Genomic DNA, 21,335 nt, shown 5'->3' with positions numbered 1-21,335 from the left:
TGATCTTGACCCTCCATCTCCGAACAGCTTTTGTATCTTAAGTTAACGATGTCCGCTGCCGCCGGTATTCCCTCGGGGAGTGATATCCCAGCGCGCTGTGCGGGTGGTTTTCATTGTAATGCGTGAACGCTACTGCAAGGTTTCGCAGTGCTGTTCTCACATCCGGTTTTGGCATGAACGCGATATAGTCTTCTTTCATCGTTTTCACGAACCGTTCGGCCATGCCATTACTCTGCGGGCTGCTCACCGCTGTTGTGCAGGGCTCCAGATTCAGCTCTCTCGCGAACCTCCGCGTTTCATACGCGGTATACGCTGAACCGTTATCCGTCAGCCACTGCACCGCTGTGTCGGGCAACCTGTCGCCGAAGCGCTTTTCCACCGACCTCAGCATCACATCCTGCACGGTCGAACTGTCATAGCCTCCCGTGCTTGCTGCCCAGTCTATGGCCTCACGGTCGCAGCAGTCCAGCGCGAACGTTACCCGCAGTTTTTCGCCGTTGTCGCAGCCGAACTCGAAGCCATCTGAACACCAGCGCATATCGCTTTCTGCCACCGCTATCTTGCCCTTATGTTCACGCTTCGGTCGCTCTGGTTTGTGATGCAACAACAACAGGTTATGCTCACGCATTATCCTGTAAAGCCGTTTGGCATTCACAGGTAGCTGTCCCTCTGTGCGACGTTGCTTGCGCAGGATGCCCCACACGCGTCGATAACCATAACTCGGCATATCGCTGATAATGTTGAGGATAGCCGACAGTATTTCTGCGTCTGCTTCTTCATTACGCCGGTTACAGCGCCTGTCCTGCCAGTCGGCAGAACGGTTAATCCGCAGTGACAGTTGCGCACGCGACACGCCCATGGTCCGGCAGACCATGGCTATTCCCCGTCCTTTGGCAACAAGGGCGCGTGCGCTATCCATTTTCGCGACTGACCGTACTCCACGGCTTCTTTCAGGATCTCAACTTCCATCGTCTTCTTGCCCAGAAGGCGCTGAAGCTCCCGGACCTGCTTCAGAGCAGCAGTAAGCTCAGAAGCAGGAACGACTTCCTCTCCAGCCGCAACGGCGGTGAGGCTGCCTTCCTGATATTGCTTCTTCCACTTAAACAGCAGGCTGGGCTGGATACCATGCAGGCGGGCGACATGGGAGACATTCATACCCGGCTCCATCGTCTGCTGGATAATGGCGATCTTCTCCTGAGGAGTTTTACGTTTACGGACTTCTTGCCCTAACAGGATCCCGGTCATCTCAAAATTGGCGTTAGTGTTAGACATATATTCAAGCCTATCTCTTATCTGGAGATACAGCTACTGTCCGGTGTTTCAGGGGGCTACATCAGAATGATGAATGTACTCATTACCAGCACCACCTTTTCGTAAGTGAAAAACAAACAACTCGTATAAGCCAGTTCGATAACTGGTTCTATCAGATAGAAATAATCCTACTCCTGAGTTCACAACAATCCAACTTTTTGAATATCAACTTTGTATCTTATCGAAGTATTAAAGGAGCGCTAATTTAGCCGCGCTGGAAAGGTATCCAAGGTTATGGAATCGTTGGCACTTTACAACGTCCTGTCATTGAAAGGATAATTGATCCGGTATAAATAAGGTGGGCGGAAGCCTTGTTTGGCTATCAATTTACCCGCAGCAAATCACTGTATCTCGTTGTATAACGTGGTGAAAGCATGTCTCGCTTCATCGCCCACGGCTGCTGTATCCCTTGCCCGGCAAAGTAGAGCGTTCCTTTCCCCTGTTCAGCATTAAGAGTATCCAGTAGGTCCATCAATTTATCGCTGTTACGCCGCGGGACGTTATTATCAAAAAGATTCAGCTGTGCAACGCCAGAGCTAAAAAAATCCCCCAGCATAACGCCCGCTTTTTGATAACGTAGCCCCTCTCGCCAAACGGCGTCCAGGCTGCGCGTGGCTGCTGTAATAATGTCCCGGCTATCCTGAGTTGGCGTCAGCAGTTTTATCGATGCGCTGTTACCGTAATAAGGTTCATTCAGGGCAAACGGACTGGTTTTGATAAACGTAGAAATAAACCGGCAGTACTGGTGTTCTCTGCGCAGCTTTTCCGCAGCACGTGAAGCATAGGTGCAAATGGCCTCTCTCATGGCGTTGTAATCCGTGAGTTTTTCACCAAACGATCTTGAGCAGATAATTTCCTGCTTATCCGGCGCAAACTCTTCCAGCGCCAGACAAGGCTCACCGCGCAATTCCCGGACGGTTCGCTCAAGCACGACGCTGAAATGTTTACGAATGAAGCGAATATCGGTATCCGCCAGGTCGAGAACCGTTTTAATACCCATAACGTCCAGTTTTTTGCCGATACGGCGTCCGATGCCCCAGACTTCATCAACCGGGAGTGCTGCCATCAGCTTACGCTGGCGTTCAATATTTGAGAGATCCACGACTCCGCCCGTCTGTTCCTGCCACTTTTTGGCCGCATGGTTCGCCAGTTTGGCCAGGGTTTTGGTCTGAGCGATGCCGACCCCAACCGTGAGACGTGTTTTCTGCAAAATAGTTGCTCTGATTTCCTGACCAAAATCCGTAAGATCCCTGCAGTTTCGCACGCCCGTTAAATCACAAAAGGCTTCATCAATACTGTATATCTCCACGCGTGGCGACAACTCCTCCAGAATCGACATCACCCTGCTGCTCATATCCGCATACAGTTCGTAGTTCGAACTAAAACAGAACACGCCATAGCGCCTGAACAGATCTTTCTGTTTGAAGTACGGAGCGCCCATATTAACGCCAAGCGCCTTTGCCTCTACGCTACTGGCAATAACGCAGCCATCGTTATTTGAAAGAACGACAACGGGCTTCCCTTTCAGATCAGGCCGGAATGCCGACTCACAACTGGCATAAAACGCGTTAACATCCACCAGTGCAAACATCATCAGCCCGCAGCTTTAATGATAAATGTCACCACGCCAAATATATCCAGCGTGTCCTCGCTGCTAATCATGATCGGCGCGTAGGCGCTGTTCTCTGGCTTCAGCATCACAACCGGATGTAATTGCAGGCGTTTAACGGTGAATTCGCCCTCAACGGCGGCAATAACGATGTCTCCATGGGCAGGTTTTCTGGCGCTGTCGACAATCAGTAAATCACCCTCGCCGATCCCTGCTCCCCTCATAGAGTCGCCAGATGATTTAACAAAATAGGTTGCGCTGGGATGCCGTACCAGCAGGTCATTGAGGTCGATACGTTTCTCAACGTAGTCCTGCGCAGGAGATGGAAAACCGCAGGGCACAAGATCGCTAAATAACGGAAAGTGTTTAATTTCGCGGCGTTCCGCAGGCTGGAAAAACAACATAATAATCTGCCTCTCATTTACTGTATTTATATACAGTAGTTTTAATAAGAGCAGCAATCAAGTAGCGAGTGTGATGAACTGGACGTTGTTTAACCATCTTGTCGGTAAGTTTTTATGATGTCTGGAAAAATAATCGGCTAAAAAAATACCCCACATTTGCGGGGCATTACATCAGGAGCGTTTTCGCGGCATCATGCGCAGCAGCGTATTGTCCTTCCAGAAATAGTGGTGCATCAGGGCCGCAGCGGCATGCAGAGCAATAACAAAATAGCCCAGATTTGCCAGCGTCACGTGCCAGGACTTCAGCATATCCACTACATCAAAATTGGCCTCTGCCGCATGCGGCATAACGATGCCGAATGCAATCCACGGGTTACCCCGGTTGTACATCATCACCAGTCCAATAATCGGCAGAACAATAAACAGCAGATAGATAACCAGATGCCCCAGATGCGCCATTCCGGTCATCATCGGCTTCGGTTTTGGCACAATCGGCGGTGCCGGATATTTTAGCCTGACCAGCAGACGCGCCACCATCAGCGTTAAAATAGTGATGCCACAGGATACGTGCACCATGTTAAATAAGGGACGATAGCTGCGCGGGAAAAATCCGCGAAACTCCATAGCGCTGTAGGCCACAATGACCAACAAAAAGACCAGCCAGTGAATGCCAATTTGCAGGCCAGAATACTTATTCCCCATAACACTTCCTGAATAAAAACAATAATGCGTCACCATAACGGGCTTTTGTTAAAAATTCATTAACTTTTGCTCACTCGGCTTATTCTTATGGATCGCCAGCAAAGTGTGAGAATTGCGCCGGGTGGCGTACAGGCTCACCCGGCGAAAACTTAGGACTGCAGATACACCACCTGCGTTTGCAGATATTCGTTCAGACCGTGTTTACCGTCAGCCCCGCCAATCCCGGACTTGCGCCAGCCAGCATGAAAGCCCTGCATCGCCTCGAAGTTTTCACGATTAATATAGGTTTCGCCAAACTTCAGCCCTTTGATCGCCTTCATCGCCGTATTCAGATTCTGCGTATAGATCGATGAGGTCAGACCGTAATCGCTGTCATTGGCCATCGTCAGCGCCTGTTCCAGCGTATCAAACGCTACCACCGGCAGCACCGGACCAAACGTCTCCTCGTGCATAATCGCCATCTCCTGGCGCACGTCTAACAGTAACGTCGGTGGATAGTAATACCCTTTGCCGGAAACGGCCTTACCGCCCAGCACCACTCTGGCGCCTTCCTGCACCGCTCGTGCAACTTTCTGCTCTACACGCTCCAGCGCAGCGGCGTTAATCAGCGGCCCCATCGCAATATCATTGCGCTCAGCCGGATTACCAAACTGCACGGCTTTCATCGCCTCACCCAGACGATTGACGAATTGGTCATAAATACCTTTCTGAACGTACACGCGCTCGGCACAGTTGCATACCTGTCCGGTGTTGATCACCCGCGAGTCAACAATTGCCTTTACGGCCAGTTCAAGATCGGCATCATCCATCACGATAGCCGGGGCCTTGCCGCCCAACTCCAGACAAACTTTGGTGATATTTTTAGCCGCCGCAGCCATAATTTTCTCACCCGCCCCGACGCTACCGGTCATGCTCACCATGGCCACCTTCGGGTTTGCGGCTAGCGCCTGACCGACCGTTTCACCACGTCCCAGTACCAGATTAAATACGCCGCGCGGCAAGCCAATATCATCAACAATTTTGGCAAAGGCGATGGCGTTATTCGGTGTAAATTCACTCGGCTTAATGACAATGGTATTACCCGTCAACAGTGCGGGAGCCAGTTTGCGGGCAATCAGGAAAAATGGAAAGTTCCACGGCAGAATGCCCGTAGTCACGCCCAAAGCGCGCTTAAACAGCAGAATATTCTCGCCCGGACGATCGCTTTGCAGGATCTCGCCTTCATAGCGACGCGCCCACTCCGCCATATAATCGATATAGTCGGCGGTAAACGAGACTTCGACCTCAGCCAGTTGCTGTATTTTTCCCCCCTCCGCCACAATCAGGGCGCTGATTTCACTGGCTCGCTGACGGATACCCGCAGAAATTTTGCGTAACCAGTTCGCCCGTTCAATGGCAGGCAGCGCTTCCCATTGCGGCTGAGCGCGCTGTGCAGCATCGATCGCTTTACACGCATCCTCGGCACGTCCATCGGGAATACGTGAGATCACCTCTTCCGTGGCAGGATTGACGACATCAATCCAGGCATCATCGTGCCAGGTCACAAACTGCCCATCGATATACATAGGATGTTGTACGGGTACTGACATGCGGCTCTCCTGTGATTGATTTGTTTTTAACAAGTAAAACTATTGTTAATTAATATCAATCATGCAGGTCGTATTATGGCTGGAGTGGCTGTTCTGTGAGCGGCTTCATAAAAGCGTCTGGCAAAGTGATGATGAAGGGAAAAAACAGGTGTGATTTTTGCCCGTTTGCCGCAAAACGCCGACAAACGGGCAACAGGAATTACAGAGAGCGGCTCTCCAGTAAGTCAGTCAGCACGATGTCATTTTGCAACTGCTGCCAGGCTTGCTCAACGTTCTGAGGAATATCAACATGGGCGATAAAATCGCGGCCGCACGGCCCATAACCGGTGGCATCATCACGCAGGCGAGGAAGTTCACCGGTTATGAGAGACAGATAGCGATCCACTGACCACAAACCTTCTGCTGCTGGCACAAAATCCACGCCGTCTTGCTGTTGGGCCAGCTCAGGGATGAATCCAGGGAAACTCAACCAGCGCGGCGCATGCGGCTCATCGCGGGTTACGCGCTGAAAGGTTGCCATCGTGCGACGTTGCATAGTGGGATCCTGTACCACAATGACGGTATGAATACTTTCCGTCGCCTGATTCAATAATGCACAGCTAAAACGGGCATTCTCACCGCAGTTTGTTGACTGGTCTTCCACCCAAATCTTCTCACCCGGGATTTGCCAGAACTGATGTGCGATATCGGCAAGGATCGCCGCTTCCGCGCGCCCGGTGGTACGAATGATGTTGTAACGAGGATGCTCTGCAATCGCGTCATACAGAAATCGTGTGGAGTGACCGATGCCACCGCTAATCAACAAGGGAACCTGTTGCTCTTTCGCGATCCGGCAGGCGGCATCGATGGTCGGAATAACCGCGTTCCCTGCCAGAATCACGCAATCTGACCGAACGGTGATATTCCCCGTAAAATCATTCTGCGTCAACCATCGCCCAACGGTATTGATCGCCGCAAGCGTGGTTGCGGAAAGTGTCGGAAACTGGCTCATACTCATGACTCCTGATCTTAATACTTTATCGGGTTGCATACCGGGCGGTGACGTCACCTTACCCGGTATGCTGTCTGGTACCGATTTATCCCGAAATCTGCTCCATCGCCTGCAAAATACGTTTATCGGAAATCGGATACGGCGTACCAAGCTGCTGGGCAAAATAGCTGACGCGCAGCTCTTCTATCATCCAGCGAATCTCTTTGACATCGTCATCTTCACGGCGCGCGGGAGGTAGTTTATTGAACCACTGCTGCCAGGCCTGCTGCACGCTATCCACTTTCAGCATCTGCGCACGGTCACGATGCGGATCGATAGCCAGTTTTTCCAGACGCTTTTCGATAGCCTGCAAATAACGCAGCGTATCGCCCAGACGCTTGAAACCATTGCCGGTAACAAATCCACGGTACACCAGCCCGCCCATCTGCGATTTGATATCCGCAAGCCCCAGCGCCATGGTCATATCCACGCGCCCTTTCAGACGTTTGTTGATATTAAACACCGCGGTCAGGATCTGTTCGACCTGCTTAGCAATATCCACCACCGTATCGTTCAGTTCAGCCCGCACTTTCTCATGCAGCGCCGCAAAGCCTTCTTCGGTCCACACCGGACCACCGTTGGCGTCGATCAGTTGATCCACACCACAGGATATACAGTCGTCAATCAAATCCAGCACTTTACCGTACGGGTTAAAATACAGCCCCAGCTTGGCTTTGTTGGGCAGTTTCTCATGCAAATATTTGATTGGTGAAGGAATATTCAGTAACAACAGGCGGCGTAAACCGCACCACATCGCCTGCTGTTGCTCCAGCGGGTTATCAAACAGTTTGATGGCAACGCTATCACGCTCATCCACCAGCGCTGGCCAGGCTTTGACCTTATAGTTACCGCGTTTTTGCTCGTAACTCTCCGGAAGCTGACCGAAGCTCCAGATGTGCAACCCGCTCTGTTCGATACCGTCATCCGCCACCGCAGACAATGTTTCCTGAACTTTACCCTTCAGTGCGTCTTTCAGATCCTGCAGCGAACGTCCTTCCTGCAGCTTTTTGTTCTTATCATCCACTACCCGGAAGGTGATTTTTAGGTGATCGGGCACCTGATCCCAATGCCAGTCTTCACGGTCAACGGTCACGCCGGTCATGCGGCGCAGTTCACGCTCCAGCGAGTCCAGCAGCGGCAGTTCCAGCGGCGTCACGCGGCCTAAAAACGCTTCCGCATAGTTCGGCGCGGGCACAAAGTTGCGTCGTACCGGTTTCGGCAGAGACTTAATCAGGGCGATAACCAGTTCACGGCGCAGCCCCGGAATTTGCCATTCAAAACCGCTCTCTTCGATCTGATTGAGCAGCGGGAGCGGAATATGTACGGTCACACCGTCCGCATCGGCTCCGGGTTCGAACTGGTAACTTAACCGTAGTTTGAGATTGCCCTGATGCCAGAAGTTCGGGTAATCCAGCTTACTGATTTTTTCCGCACCCTCTTTGATGAGCATGCTCTTTTCAAAGTTGAGCAGATCCGGCGTTTCACGGCTGATCTTTTTCCACCAGCTGTCAAAGTGACGCGCGGAGACTACATCATGGCTGATGCGTTGGTCGTAAAACTCAAATAGCGTCTCATCATCAACCAGAATGTCGCGACGGCGCGATTTGTGCTCTAACTCTTCCACCTCTGCGCGTAACTTCAAATTGTCACGGAAAAACGCATGGCGCGTTTGCCAGTCGCCTTCCACCAGAGCATGGCGGATGAACAGTTCACGCGACAACGCGGGATCGATCTGGCTGTAGTTCACCTTACGAGCTGCAACAATCGGTAAACCGTAGACGGTAACCTTTTCTGTTGCCATCACTGCGCCCTGCGCACGTTCCCAGTGCGGTTCACTGTATGAACGTTTGATCAGATGCTGGGCAACCGGTTCGACCCACTCAGGATCGATGCGTGCAGCAATACGTCCCCACAGGCGGCTGGTTTCCACCAGCTCCGCTACCATCGTCCACTTCGGCGGTTTTTTAAATAGACCAGAGCCTGGGAAGATCGAGAAGCGAGCGTTACGCGCCCCGGTAAATTCCTGTTTATCGGCATCTTTCATCCCGATATGTGACAGTAAACCGGTCAGCAACGCGACGTGGATCTCTCTGTATTCAGCGGGTTCGCTGTTAACAGGAATCCCTAACTCTTTCACCACCTGACGCAGTTGCGTGTAGATATCCTGCCATTCACGCACGCGCAGGTAGTTCAGAAAATCAAGTTTGCACTGACGACGGAACTGGTTTGACGACAGCGCTTTCTGCTGCTCGCCGAGATAGTTCCACAGATTCACAAATGCGAGGAAATCAGACTCTTTGTCGTGGAAACGGCGATGCTTCTCGTCGGAGGCCTGCTGCTTGTCCATCGGGCGCTCGCGCGGATCCTGAATAGACAGCGCCGAGGTGATAATCATCGCCTCACGTACACAGCCATGTTTTTGCGCTTCCAGCACCATGCGCGCCAGACGTGGATCCACCGGCAATTGCGAGAGCTGACGGCCCAATGGCGTCAGTTTGTAAGCGGTTGCCTGTTCGTCGGTGGTTATCGCCCCCAGTTCTTCGAGCAGGCGTACACCGTCCTGAATGTTACGTTTATCCGGCGCTTCAACAAACGGAAACGCCGCGATATCGCCCAGCCCCAAGGCGGTCATCTGCAAAATAACGGACGCCAGGTTGGTACGCAGGATCTCCGGGTCGGTAAACTCCGGGCGCGACAGGAAATCGTCTTCAGAATACAGACGAATACAGATCCCCTCCGAAACACGACCGCAACGGCCTTTACGCTGGTTGGCAGAGGCCTGTGACACCGGTTCAATCGGCAAGCGCTGAACTTTGGTGCGGTAACTGTAACGGCTGATACGCGCAGTACCCGGATCAATCACATACTTGATCCCCGGAACGGTCAGCGAGGTTTCCGCCACGTTGGTCGCCAGCACGATACGGCGACCGCTGTGCGACTGGAACACACGGTTCTGCTCGCTGTTGGAAAGACGCGCATACAGCGGTAGCACTTCGGTATGGCGCAAATCCAGCTTATTCAGCGCATCGGCGGTATCGCGGATTTCGCGCTCGCCGCTCATGAAGATCAAAATGTCGCCCTGACTTTCACGGCCTAACTCATCTACGGCATCAAAAATTGCCTGCAATTGGTCACGCTCGGTGTCATCTGCGTCTTCAACAATTGGACGATAGCGAACTTCCACCGGATAGGTTCGACCAGAGACTTCGATAATTGGTGCATTATTGAAATGCTTTGAAAAACGCTCCGGATCGATGGTTGCCGAAGTGATGATAATTTTTAGATCCGGACGGCGCGGCAGAAGCTCTTTCAGATAGCCGAGCAGAAAATCGATATTCAGGCTGCGCTCATGCGCTTCATCGATGATGATGGTGTCGTACTGCATCAGCAGCCGATCCTGCTGGATTTCCGCCAGCAAGATACCGTCCGTCATCAGCTTAACCATGGTGTTGTCGCTGACATGATCGCTAAAACGGACTTTATAACCGATACAACCGCCCGGCTCGGTTTGCAGCTCTTCTGCAATACGGTTCGCCACGGTACGCGCCGCCAGACGACGCGGCTGGGTATGGCCGATCAGCCCTTTTACCCCGCGCCCGAGCTCCATACAGATTTTGGGTAACTGAGTGGTTTTCCCTGATCCCGTTTCCCCAGCGACAATCACCACCTGGTTATCGCGGATCGCTTCCAGAATATCCTGTTTTTTCTGACTGACGGGCAGGTTTTCCGGGTAGCTGATGACCGGACGCGCGGCTTCACGCAGCACAACTTTACCTGCAGCGTGATCAATCTCTTTTGCCATCTCCTGGTAAATGGCCTGTTGTGCATCAGGATTTTTAACCTTCTTCACGCCATGCAGGCGGCGGGCAAAACGCTGTCTGTCACGCAGCATCAGTGAATCCAGCTGTTGCTGCAACATGTTGAAGGTTAATTTTTGTTGTTCTGTCATAGCGTTAAAAGGCAGTGCTCTGCCGGGTTAAATCTCTTTTAGATGATAGGTATAGAGTACCACATCAGCGCTTTTCATGTGTTGTTCAATAATTTCGAACATAGGATTCGATATATTGCGCTATCACTGCGACAGGATTGTGAATAAAGTGTCAACAAGCAACGGGGCACCCCCCCTTCAAACACATAAAAGGAAACACCCATGAGCAAGGTATTAGTTCTTAAATCCAGTATTCTGGCAGGGTACTCTCAGTCTGGTCAGTTGTCTGATTATTTTGTTGAACAGTGGCGTGAAAAGCACTCCGCTGATGAAATCACCGTCCGTGACCTGGCTGCAAATCCTGTTCCGGTACTGGATGGCGAACTGGTGGGTGCGCTGCGCCCGAGCGATGCACCGCTGACACCGCGTCAGCAGGAAGCGCTGGCGTTGTCCGATGAGCTGATTGCTGAGCTGAAAGCGCATGATGTGATTGTTATCGCCGCGCCGATGTATAACTTCAACATCCCAACCCAGCTGAAAAACTATTTCGATCTGATTGCCCGTGCAGGTGTGACTTTCCGTTATACCGAGAAAGGTCCGGAAGGTCTGGTGACGGGTAAACGCGCAGTCGTGTTGACCAGTCGTGGTGGTATCCATAAAGATACGCCGACCGACCTGATCACGCCGTATCTGAACGTATTCCTGGGCTTTATTGGCATCACCGACGTGAACGTCGTCTTTGCTGAAGGCATTGCGTACGGCCCGGAAGTGGCGTCCAAAGCGCAGTCCGATGCGAAAGCCGCTATCGACAGCGTCGTCGCTGCCTGATAATTCACCCTCTCACCATCCGGTGGGAGGGTTTCTCCAGCATTTACTTCTTTACCTGCACCTGTTTGCCGTGAATGCGGTTAATATCGCGCCAGATGGTTGCATAATCTCTGCACTTCGCCAGATTTTCTTCCCAGCAATGCAGCAAAAATTGTTCTGGCTCGGCAACATCCCGGCTTAACAGCTTGAATATCCAACGATTCCAGACATACCACTTGAAAAGCCACATGATTTCACTCCGCAACGCGACCGGTGTTGAACTATATCAGCCTCAGTTTGATGCCGTGTGGCAACTATTGCGATGTCGATGAATAAGTCAGCGTCGTGCCTCTCTGGTTGTGTGCAGAGAAGATTTATTATTTTCTCAACCACTTACCATTGATGCCCTGGACGTACTCCCCTGGTTTAGCCCGAGCGACCAGCTTTTGTCCGGCCATTTTCGCCACTTCATCTGGAGGAATGTTATTGCTCTCAGCCAGTTGCTGATAGCTGGCGCTGCGTGCTTTATTAATCTCACTCACCAGCGCCTGCGTTTCGGCGTCGGTTTGCAATGCCACCAGATAACCATTAAGCGTTTCGCCCACCCGCCCCTGGGATCTGGCTTCATTCAAGGTCAATGCCCACACATTGCCACTGAATAAACTCAATGCCACCAGGATCACTGCAAGCTGTTTTTTCATCGTGACCTCAGAACAAATCGCTGCGCGATTTTAATAAGCTCTCAACGTCTTTATCGACTTTGATATGGATCTCATGCTCGATTTTGACGTTCATATTAATAGTGATCGGCTCTTTAGGCGCAGCCACTTCGATTCTGGGTGTGCACCCGATCAGCAGAGATGAAGCCAGCAGACCCAGCATGGCAGCTATCGTTTTCATTGTTGTTCCTCACATTCCTTGCCTTCCGGGCAATGGGATTCCGGCAGCGCTGCATTTTGTTCAAGCCATGCCTGTAAATTGTCGCCAAAACGCAAACTACGCCATAGCGTAAAGACGTTTTCCTCATGGGTGTAATTCAAATTAACCGTCCCCACTTTGCCATCCACCCGGCTATTGCCAGTTACGGTTGCCTGCATGGTTAAGACACCGAGATTATCCAAATTTATTTTCGTCCAGGAATGGCTTATTTCCATATAGCGCAGCCAGTTAATGGCCGCACCGGCTGCCATATTATCTTTGACGACGGCATCCGCCGTGTCTTTATCAATACGCAGCGTCATAGGCCCCGGGTTGGTCAGCCAGCCGTCTTTAATGATCCACTTTTCGTTATCCAGCCATAACGGCAACGCACCGCTGACCGGGCCAGACATAGCGAATTGCTTGGGATTAACCGCGCTGATAAGCTCGCTGGAAGAGATATTCTGCACCCGTAATAATGCCGGATCGTGCTGCGGCATCCGCAGTTGTTGCATGATGACTTTGCCCCCCAGCAGTTCGGCGCTGACATCGCTTAACAGTAACGGATTGTCTTCACTCCAGGGATACGCCCCCTGTAGATCGGCGGCGATATTTTTCACCGTCACCTGATTTACCACTTCCGCAATACGCAGTGAAATAGGTCCACGCGTACCCAGTTGCCATGCGCCTTCACTAAACCGGAAAGGCAACACAAAATCGACGCCATTAATTTGGTTATCGGGCATCCAGGCGCTACCGCCTTTTAATACCCCATGGCCGCCCGCTTCAAAGCCCTGTTCCGGGGCAGCCGAAAACGCAACCTGCGCATACAGTTCACCTTCACGTAGCTTCATTTTCCAGTCTGGTGGGATGAGAGGTTGGAATACGGTGAGCGATTGTTTTGGCCACCAGGCCTGTCCGCGCAGGCGGATCCCGTCCCAACGTCCATTTACCTGTACTGGACCTATCGCGCCCGCGTGAAGCTGGCCTTTAAACTGGAAAATCGTCGGGTCGGTGCCTTCCACGCTGAACTTCAGGGTTGACGGCGGTAACACGCTCCCCCCGGTAAAAGTGGTGTTCCCTGCGTCCAGCGACAGCGCGCCGCTAAAAGTCGGTTTGTTGGCATCCCGTACCCAGACGATCGGCTCGTCCATCACCAGGCGTGGGGTTTCCACCTTCATGGTGCCGTATTGCAGGTGGTCAAATCCGGTGGAGAGATCAAAAAGCTTCAGGGTGTTGTCATGCCATTCGCCCTTACCCGCCACGTCCCAACGCGCATGCATTGGCGTAAAGCTGCCTTTGCCCCAGTACCGCCACTGCCAGCGACCCGCGTCAGGGAGAAAATCATTTGCCAGACCATCCAGATGCAATTCAAAACCGCCCATCTGGTTTTCATGCGCGCGCAATATAGCCTGCAGACGGCCATCTACGCCGCGCTGTGTTACTTTTACGCCCGCCAGCGGCCAGCGAATTTCGTCAATATCCAGCGAGTCAATCACCCGTCCACGCGAACGCAGCAGCGCTCCTGGCTCGAAAGTAAGCTGCGGGTCGTTCAGGCTTCCGGTGAGTCTGGCGGGTAATTTGGCGTAGAAGATCAGGTCACCCTGTTTCGCCTCGCCTATCAACTGTAACGGCATATCACTACTATCCACACCCAGCTTACCCGGCCCCAGCGTTAATACGGCGTTTCCTTTACCTGCATCGCCTTGGGTCAATATGTTCAGACGCCCGCTCACCACCGCATTTTCCAGCCCGGCCTGCCAGTTTTCAACTTTCATGCCCAACCGCCCGCTGAGCGGGAATCCCTGATAAGGCCAGTTCCAGCGACCGTCGCTGATGGTTAATTGCTGACGGGTTATTTCCCACGGAAGATCGAGCAACGGATCGGCATTGTCCCGCGCCATAACGATCAGTTGTCCGCTGTTTTCTTGCCACTCCAGTTCGGCGTCCACCAGTGAGGGCTCCTGCGGCAAGCTCAGAGTAGCAACCGCATGACCGCTCACCGGTAGTCCATCAGGAACCAGTGGCATGGTAAATTCACCGACCAGTTTTACCGGCGGTTGCCCTTCAAACGCGGCTATATCCAGCTCATTTACCGTGAGATTTTGCCCGTGCAGACGCCCCTGGAATTTCACTTTTTCACCCTGGTAGCGCAGTTGCTGGGTCGATGGCGTTAGCGAGAGAGACAGTTTTCCCTGCCACTCCTGCCAGGGGGAGAGAATAACTTTGTCGATGTTAATCCAGGTATTGGGCAGCATCGATTGCCATTCAGCCAGCGTTTTGGGCGCTGCCGGAGACGCTTCTGTCTGCGGTAATTTAGCCAGGCAAGCGGAATCCAGCTCAATTGTCCCGACATTGAGCAACCAGCGGCTGGGATGGGAAAGATCGGCCTGAGTAATGCGCGCTAGCGGGCAATCATCGACCAGATAGCGGAGTTCCGGGATATGCAGCCCATGCCGTGTCAACCGTGGGCTCTCATCCAGCGCGATGCGCGTGCCAACAGGTAACCAGACGCCCACCAGCGTAGGAACCCACAGGCCAAGCGTCATGACCAACGTCAGCGGCACGAGAATCAATAATAAGAGAAGTGCCAGAGCGGCTTTATATTTACCCTTCATGGGTAGTTAATATCCTGATTTAGCGAAAATTTAAGCCGGTTTAGGCCAGTATTGTGGCATGTTTAACAGGATATGCCCACATTAAGAATAAATTCCCATGAAGTATATGCACTATTTATCAATCAACGAGAATTAATAAAATAATAATCAATTCAATAAGATAGTGCGTTATTTTATATGGCACGCTGTTACACGTGCCGTCGGGAATATAAAGAACTCAGACTCAATGAGGCCTCAGTTCTCCATCGCTATGTTTAGGTCCTAAACGACCAGCTTCTATCAGAATTTCCTCAATGAGCTCTTCGAGGCACTCCCTACCATGATGATCGCAGACCAGATGTACCTGCCGGGAAATCTCCTCAGGTTTCATACCATCACATAATGCCGCCTTAAGCATTAAGGTGGCCCATCGCTTTGCTTCAGAGTGAGTTAACATGACCCCTCCCGATATTTGCTACCTGTATAAGCGTAGCTGTCTGGATGTGATTCGGCTGGCTTTTTACCTGCATCGATTACGGGTATTGAGTTGGACGGAAAAATATCCAGTTGTTGAAATTGAGTAACCTGCCCACACTAACAACAGATGCGCTGAAATTATTCATTACGCCTATGACTATCAATAACTTTTTAGATTTTGTAAAATAATTTGAATTGGATTAATGTGACGTCAAAATCACTGGAGAAAGTCTTATGAAACTCGCCATCTATAGTACAAAACAGTACGACAAGAAGTATCTGCAGCAGGTTAACGAGGCTTTTGGTTTTGAACTTGAATTCTTTGACTTTCTGCTGACGGAGAAAACAGCCAAAACAGCCCATGGCTGTGAAGCCGTCTGTATCTTCGTCAACGACGATGGCAGCCGCCCGGTTCTGGAAGAGCTGAAAAAGCATGGCGTGAAATATATTGCGCTGCGTTGCGCCGGCTTCAATAACGTCGATCTCGACGCGGCAAAAGAGCTCGGCCTGCAGGTCGTCCGTGTGCCAGCCTATTCACCGGAAGCCGTCGCTGAACATGCGATTGGCATGATGATGACGTTGAATCGCCGTATTCACCGCGCCTATCAGCGTACTCGTGATGCCAACTTCTCTCTTGAGGGGCTGACCGGCTTTACCATGTATGGCAAAACGGCTGGGGTGATCGGTACCGGTAAGATTGGGATTGCGGCACTGCGGATCCTGAAAGGTTTTGGGATGCGCCTGCTGGCGTTTGATCCCTATCCAAGCGCTGCCGCACTGGAGTTAGGCGTTGAATATGTCGATCTTAAAACGCTGTTCGCGGAGTCCGATGTCATCTCCCTGCACTGTCCGTTAACGCCGGAGAATTATCACCTGCTCAATCACGAAGCCTTTGAGCAAATGAAAAATGGCGTGATGGTTATTAACACCAGCCGTGGGGCATTGATCGATTCACAAGCCGCTATCGATGCGCTGAAAAACCAGAAAATTGGTTCTCTGGGTATGGACGTGTATGAAAACGAACGCGACCTGTTCTTTGAAGATAAATCCAATGACGTGATTCAGGATGATGTGTTCCGCCGCCTGTCGGCCTGTCATAACGTGCTGTTCACCGGTCACCAGGCGTTCCTGACTGCCGAAGCATTGACCAGCATTTCTGAGACCACACTGCAAAATCTGGCACAGATCTCCAAAGGCGAAACCTGTCCAAACGCCCTCTTCTAATCCCTGTGCTCCCCTGGATTCAGGGGGGCATTTTCAGATAATCACCGATGCTAAAATCTTCAGTATCATTATTATATTGAATGTATTCCCGTCACAAACGTAGAGAAATTGAATGAAAAAAGTTGTCACGTTGATTGCGCTCAGCATGCTGATGGCTGGCTGTGTGAGCAATGGAAAAGTTTCCGTCAATCGCGAACAGTTGCAGCATCACCGCTTCGTTTTGCAGAGCGTGAATGGTAAAGCCGTCACCGTCGCTAATAACCCACCCGAATTGAGTTTTGGCGAAAACATGACGGTATCGGGAAAGATGTGTAATCAATTCCACGGTCAGGGCAAACTGTCCGACGGCGAGTTGAAGGTTAAAGATATGGCGATGACCCGCATGATGTGCGCCGATCCGCAGCTTAACGCGCTCGACGGGATCGTCAGCGACATGTTTAAGCAAGGCGCACAGGTCGATCTGACTGCTGACCAGTTAACACTGGCGACAGCAGAACAAACGCTGACGTATAAACTCGCGGATTTAATGTAGGAAACGCGGTGGCTTAATAGTTGCCACAGCTTCCGGCGGCAAGCGACTGCTCACTACAGCGTTTGCCGTTGGGTAACGCACACATTCCGATAGCTGAACCATCCAGCTGACGGGCAACGGAGAGCGAACCACCAATCATGGCGCAATTAGCTTCTCCAGAACTGGACATTGCGGCCTTCATCCCCGGTGCGACATGCGCGGCGGTTGCCTGCTGAACAGGTTCACTACTACAAGCCGATAATAATAACGCGGCACACCCTACCCAAAACGCTGCGCGCATCTTACTCCCCTCTGAATATTAACCAAACGACACAGCCATAAATAATAGGCAGCGGAAACACCGCCGTCGAGAGGCAATATGCGCATTTATGCGCACTGTTTACATTTTCTGGCAATTTTTTGGCTGCTCCTTTGATCAAACCATTCATTCTGTTTATTCGAGGGACACAAAAGCGAAAATCTGTCTTTAGCGCTTTTGCTAAACTAAAAGGATAACTACAGGATTCGCCGCTGTTACGCGTGTCCCTTTTTTTGCGCAATGTAAGGGTGTCAGTATGATCACAATTGACGGTAATGGTGCGGTTGCTTCGGTCGCATTTCGTACCAGCGAGGTTATCGCCATCTACCCGATTACGCCCAGTTCGACGATGGCTGAACAGGCGGATGCCTGGGCCGGGAACGGGCTTAAAAACGTGTGGGGGGATACCCCTCGTGTCGTAGAAATGCAGTCGGAAGGCGGTGCGATAGCGACCGTTCACGGCGCGTTGCAGACCGGTGCGCTCTCTACGTCGTTTACTTCATCGCAGGGCCTGTTGCTGATGATCCCGACGCTGTACAAACTGGCCGGTCAGTTGACTCCGTTTGTGCTGCACGTTGCGGCGCGTACGATTGCCACTCACGCATTATCCATCTTTGGCGATCATTCCGACGTGATGGCGGTGCGCCAGACGGGATGCGCAATGCTGTGCGCCAGCAGCGTTCAGGAAGCACAAGACTTTGCGCTAATTTCGCAAATGGCCACCCTGAAAAGCCGGGTCCCGTTTATTCATTTCTTTGATGGTTTCCGCACATCGCATGAAATCAATAAAATAGTGCCGCTGGCCGATGACACAATCCTCGGGCTGATGCCGCAGGCGGAAATCGATGCTCATCGCGCGCGCGCGCTCAACCCGGAGCATCCGGTTATTCGCGGTACGTCTGCGAACCCGGACACCTACTTCCAGTCACGCGAAGCAACAAACCCGTGGTACAACGCGGTTTACGATCACGTAGAACAGGCGATGAACGATTTCGCTGCTGCGACGGGCCGTCAGTACCAGCCATTTGAATACTACGGTCATCCGCAGGCAGAACGCGTCATTATTTTGATGGGCTCGGCGATTGGAACCAGTGAAGAAGTCGTCGAAGAGCTGCTGGCACGCGGCGAGAAAGTAGGCGTTCTGAAAGTGCGTCTGTTCCGCCCATTCTCTGCCAGACATTTACTGCGCGCCCTGCCGGAAACGGTACGGAGCATCGCCGTCCTGGATCGCACCAAAGAGCCCGGCGCGCAAGCTGAACCGTTGTATCTGGATGTAATGACCGCGCTGGCGGAAGCCTTTAACTGCGGCGAACGAGAAACGCTACCGCGCGTGATTGGCGGGCGTTATGGCCTTTCTTCCAAAGAGTTTGGCCCGGACTGCGTCATGGCGGTCTTTAATGAGCTGAGTAGCGCGAAGCCGAAATCTCGCTTTACGGTCGGTATCTATGATGATGTCACCAACCTGTCGCTACCGTTACCGGAAAACACTCTGCCCGGTACCGCGAAGCTCGAGGCACTGTTTTACGGGCTGGGCAGTGACGGTAGCGTGTCGGCCACCAAAAACAACATCAAGATTATCGGTAACTCTACGCCGTGGTATGCGCAGGGTTATTTCGTCTATGACTCGAAAAAAGCAGGCGGTCTGACGGTTTCTCACCTGCGCGTTAGTGAACAACCTATTCGCTCAGCGTATCTGGTGTCGCAAGCCGATTTTGTTGGTTGTCACCAGTTGCAATTTATCGATAAGTATCAGATGGCTGAGCGCCTGAAACCTGGCGGTATATTCCTGCTTAATACCCCGTACAGTGTGGATGAAGTCTGGACACGTCTGCCGCAGGAAGTTCAGGCTGTTCTGAATCAGAAGAAAGCGCGTTTCTACGTGATTAATGCGGCCAAAATTGCCCGCGAATGCGGTCTGGCTGCACGTATTAACACCGTTATGCAGATGGCGTTCTTCCATCTGACGCAAATCTTACCAGGCGACAGCGCTCTGGCTGAATTGCAGGGTGCGATTGCGAAAAGCTATAGCAGTAAAGGACAGGATCTGGTTGAACGTAACTGGCAGGCGCTGGCCCTGGCGCGTGAATCCGTCGCCGAAGTGGCGCTTCAGCCGGTTGACTCACATAGCGCTAATCGCCCACCGGTGGTTTCTGATGCCGCACCTGATTTCGTGAAAACCGTCACCGCGGCAATGCTCGCCGGTCTGGGCGATGCTCTCCCCGTTTCAGCGCTGCCGCCAGACGGCACCTGGCCGATGGGCACCACGCGTTGGGAAAAACGCAATATCGCCGAAGAGATCCCCATCTGGAAAGAAGAGCTGTGTACCCAGTGTAACCACTGCGTAGCCGCTTGCCCGCACTCGGCTATCCGCGCCAAAGTGGTTTCACCAGAAGCGATGGAAAATGCCCCTGCCAGCCTGCATTCTCTGGATGTGAAATCACGCGATATGCGCGGTCAGAAATATGTCCTGCAGGTTGCGCCAGAGGATTGCACCGGGTGTAATCTGTGCGTCGAAGTATGCCCGGCGAAAGATCGCCAGAACCCGGAGATCAAGGCCATCAATATGATGTCGCGCCTTGAGCACGTGGAAGAAGAAAAAGTTAACTATGACTACTTCCTCAATCTGCCGGAAATCGATCGCACTAAACTGGAACGCATTGATATTCGTACCTCGCAGTTGATAACACCGCTGTTTGAGTACTCTGGGGCCTGCTCTGGCTGTGGTGAAACGCCGTATATCAAATTGCTTACGCAGTTGTACGGCGACCGCATGCTGATCGCCAATGCGACCGGCTGTTCATCAATTTATGGCGGTAACCTGCCCTCAACGCCTTATACTACCGACGCCAATGGTCGCGGGCCTGCGTGGGCAAACTCCCTGTTTGAGGATAACGCCGAGTTTGGGCTGGGCTTCCGCCTGACGGTGGATCAGCACCGTGTACGCGTCATGCGTTTAGTGGAACAGTTTGCCGATAACATTCCGGCTGAACTGAATGACGCCCTGCACGCTGAAGCTACGCCAGAGGTGCGCCGTGAGCAAGTTGCAGCACTGCGCCAGCACCTGAAAGATGTCGACGGCGCACAGCAGTTGTTAACCGATGCCGATGCGCTGGTCGAGAAATCTATCTGGCTGATTGGCGGTGATGGCTGGGCTTACGATATTGGTTTTGGTGGCCTGGATCACGTCCTGAGCCTGACCGAGAACGTCAATATTCTGGTTCTGGATACCCAGTGTTACTCCAATACAGGCGGACAAGCGTCGAAAGCTACGCCGCTCGGGGCCGTCACTAAATTTGGTGAGCATGGCAAGCGCAAAGCTCGCAAAGATCTTGGCGTCAGTATGATGATGTACGGGCACGTGTATGTTGCACAAATCTCTCTGGGCGCGCAGTTGAACCAGACGGTGAAAGCTATCCAGGAAGCGGAGGCCTATCCAGGTCCGTCGCTGATTATCGCCTATAGCCCATGTGAAGAGCATGGTTACGATCTCGCACTAAGCCATGATCAGATGCGTCAGCTCACGGCAACCGGGTTCTGGCCGCTGTACCGCTTTGATCCACGTCGAGCAGATGAAGGTAAGCTGCCGCTGGCGCTGGACTCTCGCCCACCGTCAGACGCCCTGGCCGAAACATTGCTTAACGAGCAGCGCTTCCGTCGCCTGAATGCCCAACAGCCAGAAGTCGCAGAACAGCTCTGGAAAGACGCCGCAGCCGATCTGCAAAAACGCTACGACTTCCTTGCGCAGTTGGCTGGAAAAGCGGAAAAGAGCGGTACCGAGTAATGCGTTTATCTCAGTATTAACCTGGAACTCAAAAAAAAAAGCCCGAACGGTTGTTCGGGCTTGTCAATTTATTCGCTGGCTAATTAATAATAGCTATCAATACGTCAACGAAAAATAAAACGTGACAA

At 52.2% G+C, this 21,335-nt stretch carries 16 protein-coding genes; 4 read left to right on the top strand and 12 right to left on the bottom strand.

Translation table 11 applies throughout. The annotated features are described in order from the left end of the window. Positions 1 to 37: 37 nt before the first annotated feature. The 7 genes from OGV38_RS15335 to hrpA all read right to left on the bottom strand — a co-directional run bounded on the left by OGV38_RS15335 (position 38) and on the right by hrpA (position 10,594). Positions 38 to 1,245, bottom strand: a protein-coding gene (locus OGV38_RS15335; RefSeq protein WP_117086587.1) for an IS3 family transposase whose coding sequence is annotated in 2 segments (ribosomal slippage) — positions 38 to 924 and positions 924 to 1,245 — 1,209 coding nt in all. Because the reading frame shifts where the segments join, the coding sequence is not laid out codon by codon here. Positions 1,246 to 1,633: 388 nt separating this feature from the next. Continuing rightward, complete coding sequence (locus tag OGV38_RS15330; protein ID WP_155574294.1) at positions 1,634 to 2,902, bottom strand: Y-family DNA polymerase; 1,269 nt, start codon at positions 2,900 to 2,902, stop codon at positions 1,634 to 1,636. Positions 2,903 to 2,904: 2 nt separating this feature from the next. Then, a complete protein-coding gene (locus tag OGV38_RS15325) occupies positions 2,905 to 3,324 on the bottom strand; it encodes a translesion error-prone DNA polymerase V autoproteolytic subunit (RefSeq protein ID WP_016153176.1) in 420 nt (139 codons plus the stop codon). Between the two features lie 171 nt (positions 3,325 to 3,495). After that, on the bottom strand, positions 3,496 to 4,026 hold the full coding sequence (gene cybB / locus OGV38_RS15320; protein WP_019076843.1) for a cytochrome b561: 531 nt from the start codon (positions 4,024 to 4,026) through the stop codon (positions 3,496 to 3,498). A gap of 149 nt (positions 4,027 to 4,175) precedes the next feature. Further along, positions 4,176 to 5,615 (bottom strand): aldehyde dehydrogenase, encoded by a 1,440-nt coding sequence (aldA, locus tag OGV38_RS15315; RefSeq protein WP_016153178.1) that lies wholly within the window; start codon positions 5,613 to 5,615, stop codon positions 4,176 to 4,178. A gap of 199 nt (positions 5,616 to 5,814) precedes the next feature. Then, positions 5,815 to 6,606 carry a YdcF family protein gene (locus OGV38_RS15310; RefSeq protein WP_286473860.1) on the bottom strand — a complete coding sequence of 264 codons (792 nt, stop codon included), beginning with the start codon at positions 6,604 to 6,606 and terminating at the stop codon, positions 5,815 to 5,817. Positions 6,607 to 6,691: 85 nt separating this feature from the next. After that, positions 6,692 to 10,594: an ATP-dependent RNA helicase HrpA gene (hrpA, locus tag OGV38_RS15305; protein WP_131350849.1), complete on the bottom strand. Its 3,903-nt coding sequence runs from the start codon at positions 10,592 to 10,594 to the stop codon at positions 6,692 to 6,694. 201 nt (positions 10,595 to 10,795) lie between these two features. On the opposite strand from hrpA, the gene azoR reads away from it, so the two are divergent. Next, on the top strand, positions 10,796 to 11,401 hold the full coding sequence (gene azoR, locus OGV38_RS15300) for an FMN-dependent NADH-azoreductase (protein WP_006684422.1): 606 nt from the start codon (positions 10,796 to 10,798) through the stop codon (positions 11,399 to 11,401). 43 nt (positions 11,402 to 11,444) lie between these two features. Here the strand turns inward: azoR and OGV38_RS15295 are convergent, their stop codons facing one another. The 4 genes from OGV38_RS15295 to OGV38_RS15280 all read right to left on the bottom strand — a co-directional run bounded on the left by OGV38_RS15295 (position 11,445) and on the right by OGV38_RS15280 (position 14,916). Continuing rightward, positions 11,445 to 11,630 (bottom strand): hypothetical protein, encoded by a 186-nt coding sequence (locus tag OGV38_RS15295; RefSeq protein ID WP_016153181.1) that lies wholly within the window; start codon positions 11,628 to 11,630, stop codon positions 11,445 to 11,447. Between the two features lie 127 nt (positions 11,631 to 11,757). After that, positions 11,758 to 12,081: a YdbL family probable chaperone protein gene (locus OGV38_RS15290; protein WP_049041608.1), complete on the bottom strand. Its 324-nt coding sequence runs from the start codon at positions 12,079 to 12,081 to the stop codon at positions 11,758 to 11,760. Between the two features lie 7 nt (positions 12,082 to 12,088). After that, positions 12,089 to 12,280 (bottom strand): YnbE family lipoprotein, encoded by a 192-nt coding sequence (locus tag OGV38_RS15285; RefSeq protein ID WP_016156612.1) that lies wholly within the window; start codon positions 12,278 to 12,280, stop codon positions 12,089 to 12,091. Continuing rightward, positions 12,277 to 14,916: a YdbH family protein gene (locus OGV38_RS15280; protein ID WP_104652043.1), complete on the bottom strand. Its 2,640-nt coding sequence runs from the start codon at positions 14,914 to 14,916 to the stop codon at positions 12,277 to 12,279. Before OGV38_RS15280 ends, OGV38_RS15285 begins: the two co-directional genes overlap by 4 nt. Positions 14,917 to 15,606: 690 nt before the next feature. Between OGV38_RS15280 and OGV38_RS15275 the strand changes: the two genes are divergently transcribed. Next, positions 15,607 to 16,596, top strand: a complete 990-nt coding sequence (locus OGV38_RS15275) for a 2-hydroxyacid dehydrogenase (RefSeq protein ID WP_003833196.1) — start codon at positions 15,607 to 15,609, stop codon at positions 16,594 to 16,596. A 112-nt stretch (positions 16,597 to 16,708) separates the two neighbouring features. Continuing rightward, the gene (gene hslJ / locus OGV38_RS15270; RefSeq protein ID WP_016153186.1) at positions 16,709 to 17,128 is read left to right on the top strand and encodes a heat shock protein HslJ; all 420 of its coding nucleotides are present in this window, start codon (positions 16,709 to 16,711) and stop codon (positions 17,126 to 17,128) included. 13 nt (positions 17,129 to 17,141) lie between these two features. Here the strand turns inward: hslJ and OGV38_RS15265 are convergent, their stop codons facing one another. Continuing rightward, on the bottom strand, positions 17,142 to 17,408 hold the full coding sequence (locus OGV38_RS15265) for a putative hemolysin (RefSeq protein ID WP_003020360.1): 267 nt from the start codon (positions 17,406 to 17,408) through the stop codon (positions 17,142 to 17,144). Between the two features lie 274 nt (positions 17,409 to 17,682). On the opposite strand from OGV38_RS15265, the gene nifJ reads away from it, so the two are divergent. Then, positions 17,683 to 21,207, top strand: a complete 3,525-nt coding sequence (gene nifJ / locus OGV38_RS15260) for a pyruvate:ferredoxin (flavodoxin) oxidoreductase (protein ID WP_137379715.1) — start codon at positions 17,683 to 17,685, stop codon at positions 21,205 to 21,207. Positions 21,208 to 21,335 lie beyond the last annotated feature (128 nt).

It is taken from the genome of Citrobacter sp. Cb080 (assembly GCF_030334745.1).
GTDB lineage: Bacteria > Pseudomonadota > Gammaproteobacteria > Enterobacterales > Enterobacteriaceae > Citrobacter > Citrobacter braakii.
This window is presented reverse-complemented; position numbering and strand designations above follow the sequence as displayed.

What these genes read in the sequence shown, in the direction of transcription:
- OGV38_RS15330 (WP_155574294.1), bottom strand. Translation starts at nt 2,902, where the DNA reads ATGTTTGCACTGGTGGATGTTAACGCGTTTTATGCCAGTTGTGAGTCG.
- OGV38_RS15325 (WP_016153176.1), bottom strand. Translation starts at nt 3,324, where the DNA reads ATGTTGTTTTTCCAGCCTGCGGAACGCCGCGAAATTAAACACTTTCCG.
- cybB (WP_019076843.1), bottom strand. Translation starts at nt 4,026, where the DNA reads ATGGGGAATAAGTATTCTGGCCTGCAAATTGGCATTCACTGGCTGGTC.
- aldA (WP_016153178.1), bottom strand. Translation starts at nt 5,615, where the DNA reads ATGTCAGTACCCGTACAACATCCTATGTATATCGATGGGCAGTTTGTG.
- OGV38_RS15310 (WP_286473860.1), bottom strand. Translation starts at nt 6,606, where the DNA reads ATGAGCCAGTTTCCGACACTTTCCGCAACCACGCTTGCGGCGATCAAT.
- hrpA (WP_131350849.1), bottom strand. Translation starts at nt 10,594, where the DNA reads ATGACAGAACAACAAAAATTAACCTTCAACATGTTGCAGCAACAGCTG.
- azoR (WP_006684422.1), top strand. Translation starts at nt 10,796, where the DNA reads ATGAGCAAGGTATTAGTTCTTAAATCCAGTATTCTGGCAGGGTACTCT.
- OGV38_RS15295 (WP_016153181.1), bottom strand. Translation starts at nt 11,630, where the DNA reads ATGTGGCTTTTCAAGTGGTATGTCTGGAATCGTTGGATATTCAAGCTG.
- OGV38_RS15290 (WP_049041608.1), bottom strand. Translation starts at nt 12,081, where the DNA reads ATGAAAAAACAGCTTGCAGTGATCCTGGTGGCATTGAGTTTATTCAGT.
- OGV38_RS15285 (WP_016156612.1), bottom strand. Translation starts at nt 12,280, where the DNA reads ATGAAAACGATAGCTGCCATGCTGGGTCTGCTGGCTTCATCTCTGCTG.
- OGV38_RS15280 (WP_104652043.1), bottom strand. Translation starts at nt 14,916, where the DNA reads ATGAAGGGTAAATATAAAGCCGCTCTGGCACTTCTCTTATTATTGATT.
- OGV38_RS15275 (WP_003833196.1), top strand. Translation starts at nt 15,607, where the DNA reads ATGAAACTCGCCATCTATAGTACAAAACAGTACGACAAGAAGTATCTG.
- hslJ (WP_016153186.1), top strand. Translation starts at nt 16,709, where the DNA reads ATGAAAAAAGTTGTCACGTTGATTGCGCTCAGCATGCTGATGGCTGGC.
- OGV38_RS15265 (WP_003020360.1), bottom strand. Translation starts at nt 17,408, where the DNA reads ATGCGCGCAGCGTTTTGGGTAGGGTGTGCCGCGTTATTATTATCGGCT.
- nifJ (WP_137379715.1), top strand. Translation starts at nt 17,683, where the DNA reads ATGATCACAATTGACGGTAATGGTGCGGTTGCTTCGGTCGCATTTCGT.